The sequence below is a fragment of the Paenibacillus sp. FSL M8-0142 genome (assembly GCF_038597315.1).
Lineage (GTDB): Bacteria > Bacillota > Bacilli > Paenibacillales > Paenibacillaceae > Paenibacillus_AQ > Paenibacillus_AQ lactis.
Window position 1 is genome coordinate 163,988 of sequence record NZ_CP152008.1, and the last position, 13,910, is coordinate 177,897.

The 13,910-nt window shown below is 55.2% G+C and carries 12 protein-coding genes; 6 read left to right on the plus strand and 6 right to left on the minus strand.

Annotated features, from left to right (window positions below; all coding sequences use genetic code 11):
- Nucleotides 1-112: 112 nt before the first annotated feature.
- Nucleotides 113-850 (plus strand): sulfite exporter TauE/SafE family protein, encoded by a 738-nt coding sequence (locus tag NSQ46_RS00745; RefSeq protein WP_279615610.1) that lies wholly within the window; start codon nt 113-115, stop codon nt 848-850.
- Nucleotides 851-1,004: 154 nt separating this feature from the next.
- Here the strand turns inward: NSQ46_RS00745 and NSQ46_RS00750 are convergent, their stop codons facing one another.
- The 3 genes from NSQ46_RS00750 to NSQ46_RS00760 all read right to left on the minus strand — a co-directional run bounded on the left by NSQ46_RS00750 (nt 1,005) and on the right by NSQ46_RS00760 (nt 4,324).
- Nucleotides 1,005-2,354 carry a polysaccharide deacetylase family protein gene (locus NSQ46_RS00750; RefSeq protein WP_007129043.1) on the minus strand — a complete coding sequence of 450 codons (1,350 nt, stop codon included), beginning with the start codon at nt 2,352-2,354 and terminating at the stop codon, nt 1,005-1,007.
- Nucleotides 2,355-2,390: 36 nt separating this feature from the next.
- Nucleotides 2,391-3,128 (minus strand): hypothetical protein, encoded by a 738-nt coding sequence (locus NSQ46_RS00755; RefSeq protein ID WP_007129042.1) that lies wholly within the window; start codon nt 3,126-3,128, stop codon nt 2,391-2,393.
- Between the two features lie 215 nt (nt 3,129-3,343).
- Complete coding sequence (locus NSQ46_RS00760; protein ID WP_007129041.1) at nt 3,344-4,324, minus strand: glycerophosphodiester phosphodiesterase family protein; 981 nt, start codon at nt 4,322-4,324, stop codon at nt 3,344-3,346.
- Nucleotides 4,325-4,515: 191 nt separating this feature from the next.
- On the opposite strand from NSQ46_RS00760, the gene NSQ46_RS00765 reads away from it, so the two are divergent.
- Nucleotides 4,516-5,217, plus strand: coding sequence for an FHA domain-containing protein (locus NSQ46_RS00765; protein WP_244152672.1), 702 nt, complete (start codon nt 4,516-4,518; stop codon nt 5,215-5,217).
- Nucleotides 5,218-5,312: 95 nt separating this feature from the next.
- Here the strand turns inward: NSQ46_RS00765 and NSQ46_RS00770 are convergent, their stop codons facing one another.
- Complete coding sequence (locus NSQ46_RS00770) at nt 5,313-5,993, minus strand: class I SAM-dependent methyltransferase (RefSeq protein ID WP_007129039.1); 681 nt, start codon at nt 5,991-5,993, stop codon at nt 5,313-5,315.
- Nucleotides 5,994-6,358: 365 nt separating this feature from the next.
- On the opposite strand from NSQ46_RS00770, the gene NSQ46_RS00775 reads away from it, so the two are divergent.
- From NSQ46_RS00775 to NSQ46_RS00790, 4 genes are all read left to right on the plus strand, one after another.
- Complete coding sequence (locus tag NSQ46_RS00775; protein WP_007129038.1) at nt 6,359-7,795, plus strand: PTS mannitol transporter subunit IICBA; 1,437 nt, start codon at nt 6,359-6,361, stop codon at nt 7,793-7,795.
- A gap of 71 nt (nt 7,796-7,866) precedes the next feature.
- Nucleotides 7,867-9,939, plus strand: coding sequence for a BglG family transcription antiterminator (locus tag NSQ46_RS00780; protein WP_342576052.1), 2,073 nt, complete (start codon nt 7,867-7,869; stop codon nt 9,937-9,939).
- 47 nt (nt 9,940-9,986) lie between these two features.
- The gene (locus tag NSQ46_RS00785) at nt 9,987-10,427 is read left to right on the plus strand and encodes a PTS sugar transporter subunit IIA (RefSeq protein ID WP_007129036.1); all 441 of its coding nucleotides are present in this window, start codon (nt 9,987-9,989) and stop codon (nt 10,425-10,427) included.
- Complete coding sequence (locus tag NSQ46_RS00790) at nt 10,424-11,590, plus strand: mannitol-1-phosphate 5-dehydrogenase (RefSeq protein WP_213616833.1); 1,167 nt, start codon at nt 10,424-10,426, stop codon at nt 11,588-11,590. Before NSQ46_RS00785 ends, NSQ46_RS00790 begins: the two co-directional genes overlap by 4 nt.
- Nucleotides 11,591-11,758: 168 nt before the next feature.
- Here NSQ46_RS00790 and NSQ46_RS00795 read toward each other — a convergent pair whose 3' ends face one another.
- Nucleotides 11,759-12,319, minus strand: coding sequence for a hypothetical protein (locus NSQ46_RS00795; RefSeq protein WP_007129034.1), 561 nt, complete (start codon nt 12,317-12,319; stop codon nt 11,759-11,761).
- An 86-nt stretch (nt 12,320-12,405) separates the two neighbouring features.
- A complete protein-coding gene (locus NSQ46_RS00800; RefSeq protein WP_342576055.1) occupies nt 12,406-13,620 on the minus strand; it encodes an MFS transporter in 1,215 nt (404 codons plus the stop codon).
- Between the last annotated feature and the right edge of the window lie 290 nt (nt 13,621-13,910).

The following is a 13,910-nucleotide window of genomic DNA, read 5'->3' on the forward strand; positions in this document are numbered from 1 at the left end:
GCCGAGCATAATAGGCAGGACAAAAACAGCCTCATAAGGGAGAATCACTGGGATTATATGTTACAATGGCAGGATGGAGCGTTTGATATGGGCCGACTTCCCCATAACGCATATGGAAGAAAGCAGGTGTAACCCCGTGGACATTCTTCTATTTATGGTCATCATATTCGTGGCATCCATCCTCCAGACAAGCACCGGCTTCGGGTTCTCCATTCTCGCAACGCCGTTTCTCTTGCTGTTGTTCGAGCCGGCGGAGGCGATCCAGATCAATTTGATCCTGTCGCTGATCATATCCGCCGCCTTAATCTTTAGAATTCGGAAGGACATTGACTTTGGCATCCTCAAAAGGCTGGTGATCGGAAGCGTGATCGGTCTGCCGATCGGCATAGCCGTCTTCTCGTGGATCGATATCGGCCGGCTGAAGCTCGGCGTGAGCCTGATCATCCTTCTGCTTACCGTCATGCTGATGCTGCGGTTCCGGATCCGGCAGCGCCCGGGCAGAGATTTGGCCGTAGGCGGATTGTCGGGGGCCCTGACCACCAGCATCGGGATGCCGGGGCCGCCGCTGCTGCTGTATTTCTCCGGCACGGATACGCAGAAGGAGCAGCTTAGAGCGACGACGCTTGCTTTCTACATGTTCATCTATACGCTGAGCCTTCTGATTCAAGCGATCGTAGCGGGGTCGACCAAGACGGTCTGGACTTCCAGTGCCATGGCGCTTCCGCTGGTATTCCTGGGGCTGTTCCTCGGACAGCGGCTATTCCGGGTCATTAATCAGCGAGTGTTTCAAATCTTTACGTATGTGATCCTTATCTTTACTGGCGTGTACATGCTGATCGAGAGCTTGTAGAGGAAGCCTGCCATAATAAATGTCCCTTGCGAGGGAGATCTGCTGTAATGAACCATGCCGTATCATCATGAAAAAAAGGGCTGCGCCTGCATGAACATCAATTGCAGGCACAGCCTTTATTTGTCGGGGGTCCACATGCAGGAGTCGATAATGGCTATTGCAGGCTGACGATTTTTAAATTCTGATCCTTCAGGTACGCAATAATGGACGGCAGCGCATCGATGACCGCCTGCGACTCGTGAAGTAGAATGATGGAGCCGGAGGGCTCCGTATGGCGGACATAATGGAGAATCTTGTCTCTATCGCGCGTCAGCCAGTCCTCAGGGTCCTTGTTCCACAGGACGATGCTGCTGCCGTGTGCGCGGCTCGCCTCTTCCGTCATCTCGTTGAATGCCCCGTATGGCGGACGGAAGAGCGTAACCGGCTGCTTCGTAATGGCTTCGATGGATTCAGCGGCGCTCTTGATCTGCGCTTCCTGTTCCTCGTAGGCCAGCAGCGGCATGTTCGCATGGTTCATGGAATGACTGCCGATGGAATAGCCGCTCTCCTGGATGGCCCGAACCGCGGCCGGATGCTTGCCCACATTCTCTCCGACGAAGAAGAAGGTGCCGCCGACTTGATGCTCCTTCAGCACCTTCATGATCTTCGCCGAGTATTTGGACGGTCCGTCATCAAAGGTCAAAGCGACATAGCCCTTCGGCAGGCTGTAGGTGACGGCGTCCTTAAGCTCGAAGGACGGCAGTTCCGTCTGTGGCCTCGTCCCAGTCTGCTGCTTCAGTTCCGTCTGCGGCTTCAGCTCCGCCTGCGGCCTCAGCTTCGGCTCGGAGCTGACCTTTGGCCGAGGCTCTGATTCCAGCTTCTTCGGGGCTGGGTTCGAAGAGGCCTCAGCCATTGCAGCGGTGTGCCGTACGGACTGGAATGCCGGAAGAGCCGTCCCTGCCGTAAAGGCTGAAGCGCCCGGCGACTCCGCTACCGGAAGGGACAGGGCATCGAACGAGCCCAATAACAGGATCGACAGCATGCTGAGGGCCGTGATGGCGACCCGCCTCATCGGCAATCGTTGCCTTTTGTGCTTCTTCTGCTGGTTTCGTCCCGGCTCTTCTTCCTCCTGCAAGGTCTCAGCTTCCCGCTCCGCGTACGTCAGGGACAGAAAAGGCAGCGCATGGATTTCGTCCAGATGCTGAACGCGCTGAACTGCATTAAGATTATGTATAAATGCTTCGGAGCAGACGAAGGGATAACGGATGCTCTGATCGCGGCGGGTTTTGGTGATGTAGCCTATGTACTGCCGACGATTAGCATCCCATACGGTATGCCGGGACAGCCGGTATTTATGAATGCCGTCAAAGTCTACAATCGCCAGCAGGCTCTCTGCAGTCGCATTATCGATGGCCCAGACATATTCGAACGACTCGGCGGCCGATAGCCGGATTCGCATGCCATACTGCCCTTCATGCTGTTCAATGTCTTGCAATTCAATCACTTTTCCGTAAAAGACGGACATGATGGATCTCCTTTCTCTTGCTGCGGATCCGCGGAATTACTCCGGCATCTGCGTCGTTGATGTCTTCGGTGCGAAGGAGAAGCCCATTCTCTCGGTGAAGTCCTGAATCGTCTGCAAGAGCTCCGCTTTTTCGTCGGCGATCTTCCGATATTGCTCGGCATATTTCTGATTCTCGATCTGCAGCTCCCGGATCTTGTCCTCCAGCTCATTAATCTTGAGCATGCTCTGGTACTGGGCATTCGTGGATTCCTCATAAAGCTTCCCGTATTTCGCCGTTTCTGTCTCCAGCTGTCCGGACAGCTTCTCATAAGCCAGGTTGGAGCTAAGCTGGAATTCTTTATAGTCCTCAAGAAGCTGATCGTAGCCCATCTGCTTGTGGGTCAGCGTGTTTTCGAGCTCGCGGATTTCCTTGCTCTTCTCCTGAATCAGCTGATCCTTCTTGATATGCTCTTGCTTCAGCCGCTGGATCGTCTCGTTTGCCGCCGCCAGCTGATCCTCCAGACCGTTGTTTTTATAAGACAGCAATTGTCGCTCCTTGAGCATGTTTTCAATCGATACGATCACGTCCAGCGCGATTTTGTCCTGGTTATCCTTCGATAACAGGGATTTCTGATGATCTGCCGGGGGCTGCGCAGGATGCGCGGGCCCGGATGTTTCCATCACCGATTCGGCCGGGGCCGGGACCGGCGCCGTTTCCGCAGGCTCCTTCTCTGATGGGGCTTGCGGGGCAAGCACGCTTTTAAACCATCCTTTTTTCTCAGTGTCTCTGGCCAAAAAATATCCTCTCCTAATCAACGGTAGTTCGGTGGCACCTCGTCACGGTCTGATCCTTCTGGTCTATATAAATCATCGGCTGGATGGGCCCAAAAACTTTGCCTTGATTTCAATTGGCAGGCAGGCGTTGAGCTTATGGCGCGGGGATGCGGACATGAAAAAAATACCCCCATTGCTGGGGGTATGGCCAAGAAGCAAGCGCGCCTTGCTCCATGTCATTTCTTGATCGTCAGTTCCGGTGCGATGACATCCACCCGGTTGGTCCAAATGCCGCCGCTGTAGTTCTTCGGCAGCCTCTTCAGATCTTCGACCGTATCGAAGCCTTCCGACCATCCGCCGTCTCCGGCGACCAGAATGACCCTCGTATTGATGCGGTCCATGCGGTTCAGGAATTTATCGGGCCAGCCCCACAAATAAGGGGCGTACTTCTCGGGAATATGCAGCTGGGTATTGCGGCAGACCGACGGCATATAGCCGCTCCAGCCGGCACCGATATAAGAGATGAGGCAGCTCTTCAGAGAATCCATCGACATGACCCGAAGCGCAGGGAGCCTCGATTTTAGTTCGCTGATCGGCGCATCGTCGCCATATACCGTGAGCCGGCTTAAGCGGTCTTCCGGCAGCTGGGCGAGATAGGCGGCCAGAAGCTCCCCTTCGCCGGCATCCTGACTTTTGATATGAATCAGAAATTCGCCGTCAGGAAATGCGGCCAGCACCTCCGATAGGGACGGCATGAGCCCGACGCCCTTCCCCCGGAACGGATAGGTGGCTCCCTGATCCGCCGTGTAGCCGTAGCCGATATCGATGCTTTTCAGCTGCTCCATGGTATAATCCTTGACCGAGCCGTGTGCATTCGTCCGGCATTCCAGCGTCCAGTCGTGGAATACGGCGAACTGGCCGTCCTTCGTCGGCTTAATATCCAGCTCCACGATATCCGCGCCGGCATCGAAGGCTGCCTTCATGGATGGTATGGTGTTCTCCAGAAAGGCATGCTCCGGTATGTAAATACGTGAAGCGGTACATGTATCGGATTCAATTCCCTCCATCGGAAAGGTTTGGCCGATCCCCCGATGCGCGAGCAGCAAGGGCTCACCTTCGCGTTCCTTGGTGAATAGCGACGAGTTGTTAACATACAGAAATCCGAGTATGATGAGAATAACCAGAATGACGTTCCTCCAGCTTTTTCGAATACGCATGATTCAATCCCCCAAAATCGTTACTGTTAAGAGCCGAGCGTTTCGGCTTCCTCTATATCTCTAGCTTTGTTCTCTTTATCCATGTTAGTGATTTTGGGCGCATACTCAATGGCTGGAGCATAACAATTGCATAATAGCGATCTGATAAATGAAACAAAGCATGGGCGATATTACGATAATCAGGAGGTAGCATGATGGATAGATCCTCCTACTTGATGGTGGAACGGGGGAACCCGTACGAGCGCGGAGATGTGATCCCTTTGAGGAGATCGATGACGGTGCTTGGGCGCAAGGGCAAGCAGTGGGACCCGGATATCACGTTCGATAATGTGTACGTGTCCCGCAAGCACGCAGCGCTGATCTACAGGGACGGACAATTCAGCATTAAAGATCTGAACAGCAAGCACGGAACCTTCGTCAATCAGCAGCGGCTGGAACCGAATGGAGAGGCTCCGCTGCAGCACGGGGATTCCGTGGCGCTGGCCGGTGATCTGGTCGTGTTAACCTTCTCGGTGCTTCGAATGGATGAGACGATGGATATTACGCCGCTCATGAAACATCTGGCAGCTGCCGAGGATACGGGAGGCATAACGCTCAACCCCTATAAGCAGGAGCTCGTTCATGGGAGAACGGTGATTGCCTTCTCGGAAAAAGAATATAAATGCGTTGAACTGCTGCTCCATCACAAGGAGCAATTCGTATCCAAAGAGCAGCTGAAGCTCCTGGTCTGGCCCGAGCGGGAGGCGGGTCCGGACGACGTGCCGGATGTGAGCGCAGAAGAGATGAATGCCCTCATCTACCGGGTTCGGAAGAAGACGCGCGGACTGCTTGGGATCGAGAGCATCCGGGGCAAAGGCTATATTCTTCACATCCACGCGGATGATGATGCTTGACGGCATGCCGGACAGGCAGTAGATCATCAGTAGAGATAAGCGAACAACAAACAAGCTCTTCCTCTTATTGAGGAACGAGCTTGTTTTTGTTTGTTTTAACTCGGCTTCCTTCCGAAGAACACGGCAAAATCCAAATGCTTATACATGCAGTCCGTCTCCTGAAAGCCCGCCTCCTCCATCCAACGGAGCTGGTCCTCCAATGACGCGTTAATGTCAACCGCCCGCCGCTTGATCGAAGCTTCGATCGCTGCCTCGGATAAGCCGCTGCGGCGAATCGATTCCAGCCAGCGCTGCCGGTAGTATTCATCGGAGCTCGTGTGCCTTCCCCGAACCTGATCGGCGTTCACAAAGATCCCGCCCGGCTCGAGGGCCCCGTACACAGCATGGAACAATCGCTGCTTGGCAGGGTGGGTCAGATGGTGGATCGACAGGGAGGAGATGACGATGTCGTAAGACTCGCGGAATGGATAGTCCGCGTAGTCGCCGGTAATATAGCGGACCTGATCCGCTCCTGCGAATCTTCGGCGGGCGCCTTCGAGCATTTTGTCGCTCAGGTCCATCAGGGTTAAGCGGGCATGCGGGTGCTTATGCAGCACCATGCCGGAGAACAGTCCGGTGCCGGCTCCCAGGTCCAGGATACGCGGCGATGGATGGTCGCTCTCAACGAGAGACAGCGCCATTCCGTAAAAATCGTCAAAACAGGGGATCAGCTGCCGGCGCTCCCGGTCATAGTCACCGGCGACAGCGTCAAACAGGTCTTTTACCGACGGGTCCATAGTTCAAAACTCCTCTCGAAATGATTGGCTGGCTCCATCGTAACCCACCCTTGCCTCATTAAGGAAATATATAAATTAAATATAATTTATAGGTATAACCTATATGAAACGAAAATCAACGGGAAAAACGAGAATTTATGAGGATCAAACTGGCCGTGAACTATGAAAGAACTGCCTATCGGGAGATATTTTCAAATAACAAACATGATCCATTTAAAAATTGTCAACAATATTCTTGCCGAAACCGAATTTTCCTTTCGTTGAGTGCGCTTACCAAAATGCCTTAACATAAAGATGTCAGACATGGTTCATGACACAACCGATTTTTTTATATATTTCAAAATAAGGACTGGAGGTATCGCATCATGTCCACTGAGACGAAGGCCAACGCATCCGGCGGAGGCATACGCGTCAAAATTCAACAGCTCGGCCGTCTCCTGAGCGGTATGGTCATGCCGAACATCGGCGCATTTATCGCTTGGGGCTTGATTACGGCCTTATTCATCCCGACCGGCTGGTTCCCGAACGAAACGCTCGGCAAGCTGGTCGGTCCAATGATCAGCTACTTGCTGCCACTCTTGATCGGTTACACCGGCGGGCAGATGGTCCACGACAAACGGGGGGCCGTCATCGGTGCAGTCGCTACAGTCGGGGTTATTGTCGGATCGGACATTCCGATGTTCCTAGGAGCCATGATCGTCGGACCGCTCGCAGCGTGGGTGCTGAAGCAATTCGACAAACTGATCGACGGCAAGATCAAATCCGGCTTCGAAATGCTGGTCAACAACTTCTCGCTCGGTATTATTGGCGGAGTGCTTGCTCTTATCGCCTATACCGGCATCGGACCGTTGATTCAGGGGGTTACCAAGGCACTGTCCGCGGGCGTCGACGTGCTGGTCAATGCCAATTTGCTGCCGCTGGTCAACATTATTATTGAACCGGCGAAAATCCTGTTCCTTAACAATGCGATCAACCACGGGATATTGAGCCCGATTGCAACCGAGGAATCGGCCCGGATCGGTCAGTCCGTGCTGTATATGCTTGAATCCAATCCCGGCCCGGGCCTCGGCATCCTGCTGGCTTATTGGCTTGTAGGACGCGGATCCGCGAAGGCTTCCGCACCGGGCGCAGTCGTTATTCACTTCCTGGGCGGGATTCACGAGATTTATTTCCCGTACATTCTGATGAAGCCGGTACTGATTCTCGCTGCCATCGCGGGCGGCGTAGTCGGAACGTTCACCTTCCAGCTGTTTGGTGCTGGACTTGTAGGCCCAGCATCGCCGGGAAGCATCTTCGCTTACTTTGCCATGGCGCCTAAAGGCGGGCTGCTGGCCGTCCTGTCCGGTGTCATCACGGCGACGATCGCATCCTTCCTCGTTGCGGCAGTGCTGCTCAAAACGGGTAAGAAGGGTGAAGAGGAGCCGAACCTGGAAGAAGCCTCTGCGAAAATGAAGGCGATGAAGACAGGCGGCATGAATGATCAAGTCGCTCCTGCCGCAGCTGCTGTCGCTAACGCGGATAAGACGAATATCAACAAAATCGTATTCGCTTGCGACGCAGGCATGGGCTCGAGCGCGATGGGCGCTTCCGTCCTCCGGAAGAAGCTGCAGCAGGCCGGCGTGAACATTACCGTCGTGAACTCGGCGGTCAGCGAAATTCCGGACGATGCGGATATCGTCATCACGCAGAAGACGCTGACGGAACGGGCCATCGCCAAAAATCCGAATGCGGAGCATATCTCGATCGACAACTTCCTGAAGAGCCCGAGATATGATGAGCTTGTGGAACGTCTGAAAGATTAATATTGCAGTAACGATATGACACGCTGGCGCCTATACGCCGGCGTTGTCTCCATTTCGTGCAGAAGGGAGGCATGGATCTGGAACCTATAACTGCCCGGCAGCGCCAGCTGCTTCTGCTCTTGCTCGACAGACCGGAGGGCATGACGGCTGCAGAGATCGCGTCTGAGATCGGGGTCAGCGTCAGAACGGTCCATCGGGAGCTGGAAGCCGTTGAGGAGCATCTACAGGGTGCGGGGGTACTGCTTTACAAAAAGTCGGGAACGGGCATCCGGCTGGAGAGCAAGGCGCCCGGGGCCGAAGCAAGCCTTCGGGCACGGCTGATCGCAGGCAAGCCCGCAGATTACTCCGGGGAAGAGCGGAAAATCCTTCTGCTCTGCGCGCTGCTGGAAGCCGAGGAGCCGGTTAAGCTGTTTGCCTTGGCCCACAGCTTGAAGGTCACGGTTCCGACCATCAGCAATGATCTGGATGAGGTCGAGCCGTGGATGAAGCGGTTCGGACTGTCGCTGATCCGGCGCAGGGGATATGGCGTCGAGATCGAAGGGGCGGAGAGCGGCAAGCGGTGGGCAATCTGCAGGCTGGCCGATGAGCATGTGGATTACTCCGATCTGGTCGGAGACGGCTACGAAGACTACAGTCATCCCGCCATCGCCCGCCTGCTGTCCATGATCGACAAGCCTGTCCTTCTGGACGTTGAAAGAGCCCTATGGGATATGGGCTGGAGCTGGACGGAGAGCTTAACCGAAGAAGCCTACACACGGATGCTGATCACTCTATCGGTCACCGTAAGCCGAATTCGGCAGGGGCGTCCGATTGAATCCATCCGGCCCGAGGAGGCAGGAAGCGCAAAAGCGATGCTGGCTGACGCAAGAAGCTTTGCCGTCCGGCTGGAAAATACGCTGGACCTAAGGCTCTCCGACGCAGAGGTTGTTTATATCGCAAAATTGTTTGACGCAGCGGGCGAAATGTCGGAGATTATCGAGCTCGCCCATTCCGATGTCGAAATGGTGGAGATTGCGCACCGGTTGACCGAAGCGGTGGCGAAGCGGACAGGGCTGGATTTTCAAGAGGACCGGACGCTTCGGGCCGGATTGGTGGAGCATCTGGGTGCCGCAATGAAGCGGCTCCGGGAGGGCACCCGCATCCGTAATCCGCTGCTGAGTCCGATCCGCAAGGATTACGAGGAGCTGTTCGGCATCGTCCGTCAGGCGGTGGATGAAATCCGAAACGGGCTGGATGTGCCTGATGAAGAGATCGGCTTTCTCGTCATGCATTTCGGCGCATCCATTGAACGGCTGAATCAGCCGGAGCAGCCTGTGAGGGCGATTCTCGTCTGCTCAAGCGGGCTAAGCTCATCCAGGCTTCTTGGAACCCGGCTGCGCAAGGAGATGCCTCAGATCGAGGTTCTCGGCAACGCGTCATGGTATGAAGCGGCGCGGATGCCGGAGGAGCAGTATGATCTGATTATTTCCACGATTGACCTGCCCCTTTCAAAAGATAAATACATCCGGCTGAGCCCGCTGCTTACGGCAGATGATAAGGAGCGTCTGCTCCATTTCCTCCAGCGCGCGGCGGCGAAGCCGGCGGGCGGCAGCGGAGGCGCTGCTGCCGCAGGGCAAGATGAGCGCAAGGCCGCATCCTTCGAGCGATTGCGGATGCAGGCCGCGCTCATGAACGAAATCGTGGCGCTGTTAGACGGCTTCCATGTATACCGCCTGGATAATGCTCCGGCGGATCTGGAAGGAACGCTGACAGACGCGTTATCGCGCATGCATGCGTTGGAGGCGGTACATGATCCGGGGAGCGTGGTGAACCGCCTGCTTGAGCGGGAACGGATGGGCACGCAGCTCATCCCCGAGACGAGGCTCGCGCTGTTCCATACCCGGAGCCGGCACATTGCGAAGCCTTCAATCACGCTCTTCCGTTTGGCGGAGCCCGTTCCGCTCGAAGAGGGGCTGGAGGCCGACGTCATCCTGCTGATGCTCGCCCCGAAGCAGCTCCCGAAGGAGAGTCTGGAGGTGCTGAGCGAGATTAGCGCGATGCTGCTCGGCTCCGAGCTGATCGAGCTGATGGAGCAGGGCAGCGAAGAAGAGATACGCTCCTTCTTGGCGGAGGAGCTGCAGCATTTTTTGAATCATAGACCATAAGTACACGGACAAATCGAACATAGACTATAGAAAGAGGGAGATTAACGATGACCAACATACTGTCGAAAGAAAAAGTGATTTTGAACGCTCAGGCGAGCAGCAAGAGCGAAGCGATTCGCATGGCAGGCAACCTGCTGGTGAAGGCGGGCCATGTGTCGGAGGACTATGTGGACAAAATGCTGGAGCGCGAAGAGATCGCCTCCACGTACATGGGCGGCGGCCTCGCCATACCTCATGGCACGAAAGAAGCCAAGGGCATGGTCGCTTCTACGGGCCTGTCCATCGTTCGCTTCCCGGAGGGCGTTGATTTTGGCGGCGACGAGCCGGCCTTCATCGTTATCGGCATTGCGGCTGCCGGCGGCGACCATATGGAGATTTTGACGAATGTAGCGATGATCTTCACCGATGACGAGAGCATTGAGAAGGTTATGAACGCTTCGACGGAGGAGGAGATCCTCGCCATCTTCGAAGGGGGAATGGGCGCATGAAGGCGGTCCATTTCGGAGCAGGCAACATCGGGCGCGGGTTTATCGGACTTCTTCTGTCTCAAGCAGGCTACGAGGTTTGCTTCGTCGATGTGAACGAAGAGCTGGTATCCGAGCTGAAAGCACGCGGGGAGTATCCGGTGACGCTTGCCAGCGAAGGTCAGGAGACGACGGTGGTCAAGGGCATCACTGCGCTGAACAGCGCCTCGGAGCCCGAAGCGGCTGCGCGGGCAGTTGCGGAAGCCGATATTGTGACAACGGCGGTAGGCGTCAATATTTTGAAGTTTATCGCGCCTACGATTGCGGAAGGACTAAAGCTCCGGCTGCAGGGGGAGGCTGCTCCGCTTCACATTATCGCTTGCGAGAATGCCATCGGCGGCAGCACCCAGCTGAAAGAGCATGTCTATGGCCTGCTGGATGAGGAGACGAGACGGAAGGCGGATTCCAGCATTGCGTTCCCGGATGCGGCCGTTGACCGGATTGTACCGCTCCAGCAGCATGAGGACCGGCTCAAGGTGGTTGTCGAGCCTTTCTATGAGTGGGCAGTGGACCGTTCGCAGATGCTGGATGGCTTCAAGCCGGTCGAGGGCGTGCATTATGTGGACCGGCTGGAGCCGTACATTGAACGCAAGCTGTTCACGGTGAATACCGGGCACTGCTCCGCTGCCTACATCGGTTTCCTGAAAGGATACGAGACGATTCAGGATGCGATGAAGGACGATGAGGTGGCGAAGCATGTCCGTGCCGTCCTGGATGAGACCGGCGCGGCGCTGATCCACAAGCACGGCTTCAATCCGGCGGAGCATCAGGCATACATTGCAACCATTCTGGACCGTTTCCGCAACCCGGCTCTTACCGATGAGGTGGTGCGCGTAGGACGCTCCCCGATCCGGAAGCTGTCGCCCGGGGACCGTCTCGTGTCCCCGGCCATGCTGGCCTTCGAAAGCGGACTGGCATACAAAAGCCTGGCCAAATCGATGGCGGCCGCGCTGCTGTTCGACGTGCCTGAGGACCCGGAAAGCGCTGAGCTGCAGCGCTCCGTTCGCGAGATCGGACCAAGCGATACGGCGTCCAAGTATACGGGCATTGCGGGCGAGCATCCGATTATGGGCGAGCTGATGGAGCACTATGAGGCGCTGAAGATTGAGCTGGAAAACCGATCCTAAGCTTAAGCAGGGAAGCGCCGAGTTGAAATTGAAAAGCCCCGGATTCCTTAATTATAGGGAATCCGGGGCTTTTTGCCATGGACATTCAATGGTTGGAGCGATTTATGAGTAAAAGGCCGGGTGATCTTCAGCAGGCTTGACGATAAGTATGCCGCCTATGAACAGAGCCTAGGGAAGTATGTGTTTCCGCAGCTGCTCGGCCTCCTCGATGGTCGCTGCCGGAGCGACGATGAACCATGGATTCGCGTCTACGTCCGGATCGCGGGTGACTTGAATCAATACTTGCTGAAAGCGGTCCTTCATGTATAGCTGACCGAGCGTCTCGATCGTTACGCTATCAATCGCGCCATTCGATTTGAACGTGTACGATGGATAATTCAAGAAGGAGATATAGGTGTCATTGCTGCTTCCCTGCGGGTCTTCGTATATGCGGTCATAACGATACAGCGGATACTCAGTATCAGGATCAGAGCTCATCGTGAAGTCATACAGAGGGACCCGAATCGATCCGTCGAACAGCGGCTCTTGGAACAACCGGCGATAATAAGTTCCCTCAATTTCGATGGTCGTAGGAACGGCAGAGGAGGGATCTTCCGCAGTGTACTGTACGGCAGGATAGCTCATTCGGATCTCATACGGAAATTTGGGGAATCCGAAATCATAGATCATGACATAGAGTACAGCTGCAATGGCTGCGAATATGAGGCTGAACTTCATAAGTCGCGGCATGGAGGACCTCCTCGGAATTTTAGATATGGTCTATCTTCAAGAAAAAGCCAGGAAGCACATCATTAACTATTCTGGCATACCTCGTCTCATACCTTCACGGCTGCATCCCCGGTCTTGCGCTCGGAGATATAGCAGGCGAGGCCCAATAAGAAGGCGATTCCCGCCAGAATGGCCCCTACCCAAGGCAGGGCGTTCAGGCTTAGATGCGTGATGACAAGCCCTCCGATGAAAGCCCCGGCCGCATTCCCCAAGTTGCCGGCGGAATGGGAGGAGGTTGAGGCGAGCGCTGGCGCTCCCTGCGCCAAGTTCATCACCCGAATTTGCAGGCCGGGCATGACGGCGAATGAGGCCGCTCCCCACAGCACAATGGTTACCACAGCCAATATCGGCTGGTGAATGGTGAACGTCAGGATCGCCAGGATGACGGCGGTCGCGAAATAGATGCTTAGGATCGAAGGCATGAGCTTCCAATCGGCCAGCTTCCCGCCAACGATGTTGCCCAGCGTAACGCCGCAGCCGAATAAAATGAGGATCCACGTGACGCTTGCCTCCGCGTATCCCGTAATCTCGATCAGCAGGGAAGCGATGTAGGTAAACACCGCGAACAGGCCGGCATTGCCGAGCGCGCCAATGAGCAGAAACAGCGTCAGCTTGGGCTTCAAAAGCTCCTTCACCTGCTGGACAATGCCTGAAGACTGCTCCTGGCGAATCTGCGGAATGAAGATCAGGATGCCGACCAGCGCAAGGACGCCCATGATGGCAATTGCGCCGAAGGAGGCGCGCCAGCCCATCTGTTGACCGATGAAGGTACCGAGCGGGACGCCGATTATATTGGCGATCGTCAAGCCGGCCATCATAATGGAGACGGCGCCAGCCCGTTTGTCCGGGCGAACGAGGCCGGAGGCGATCACCGCGCCGACCCCGAAGAAGGTGCCGTGCGTTAACGCCGTCAGCATCCGGGCGCCCATGAGAACGGCATAATTCGGTGCAAACACGGAGATTCCGTTGCCGAATATGAATAGTCCCATTAGCAGAAGAAGGAGCTTCTTCTGCGGAATTTTATGCGTAAGAATCGTCAGGATGGGAGCGCCGACGGCAACCCCCAAAGCGTACATCGTGATCAGCTGGCCCGCCATCGCGATGCTGACGTTTAGATCTGCGGCGACATTCGGTAGAATTCCCATGATGACGAACTCCGTCATGCCAATCGCAAACGCGCCGACCGTAAGCGATAGAATGGACACGGGAAACGGTTGTTTAATGGATGGATTGCTGTTACTAAGCTGCTGGGATAATGCCATTGTGTTCTGTCAACCTTTCTGCTGCTTCTAATATATTGATAATCCCAATCTTTATAATCGGTTTAAGCAGGCCTGCTACATATTATTTAACGATGATGAAATATAATCAAGTTATTATTTGGAGAGAAGAGCTTGTCCAATCGTTGTACGGGGAGGGTACGGTCGTTTCGACACCGCTAAACGGTTGTGTAAGCCGGTGTACGTTGCTCTTTGGAATTGGCTTGGGGAAGGGAGTGCTGCCGAAGAACAGCAATCCCTTTTTTTGATTCAGGCAATTATTCCATGTTTCG

Excerpts from the sequence above, each read along its gene's own strand:
- NSQ46_RS00775 (WP_007129038.1), top strand. The coding sequence starts at position 6,359 with ATGTCCACTGAGACGAAGGCCAACGCATCCGGCGGAGGCATACGCGTC.
- NSQ46_RS00800 (WP_342576055.1), bottom strand. The coding sequence starts at position 13,620 with ATGGCATTATCCCAGCAGCTTAGTAACAGCAATCCATCCATTAAACAA.
- NSQ46_RS00750 (WP_007129043.1), bottom strand. The coding sequence starts at position 2,354 with ATGTCCGTCTTTTACGGAAAAGTGATTGAATTGCAAGACATTGAACAG.
- NSQ46_RS00785 (WP_007129036.1), top strand. The coding sequence starts at position 9,987 with ATGACCAACATACTGTCGAAAGAAAAAGTGATTTTGAACGCTCAGGCG.
- NSQ46_RS00790 (WP_213616833.1), top strand. The coding sequence starts at position 10,424 with ATGAAGGCGGTCCATTTCGGAGCAGGCAACATCGGGCGCGGGTTTATC.
- NSQ46_RS00795 (WP_007129034.1), bottom strand. The coding sequence starts at position 12,319 with ATGCCGCGACTTATGAAGTTCAGCCTCATATTCGCAGCCATTGCAGCT.
- NSQ46_RS00780 (WP_342576052.1), top strand. The coding sequence starts at position 7,867 with ATGGATCTGGAACCTATAACTGCCCGGCAGCGCCAGCTGCTTCTGCTC.
- NSQ46_RS00745 (WP_279615610.1), top strand. The coding sequence starts at position 113 with ATGGAAGAAAGCAGGTGTAACCCCGTGGACATTCTTCTATTTATGGTC.
- NSQ46_RS00760 (WP_007129041.1), bottom strand. The coding sequence starts at position 4,324 with ATGCGTATTCGAAAAAGCTGGAGGAACGTCATTCTGGTTATTCTCATC.
- NSQ46_RS00770 (WP_007129039.1), bottom strand. The coding sequence starts at position 5,993 with ATGGACCCGTCGGTAAAAGACCTGTTTGACGCTGTCGCCGGTGACTAT.
- NSQ46_RS00765 (WP_244152672.1), top strand. The coding sequence starts at position 4,516 with ATGATGGATAGATCCTCCTACTTGATGGTGGAACGGGGGAACCCGTAC.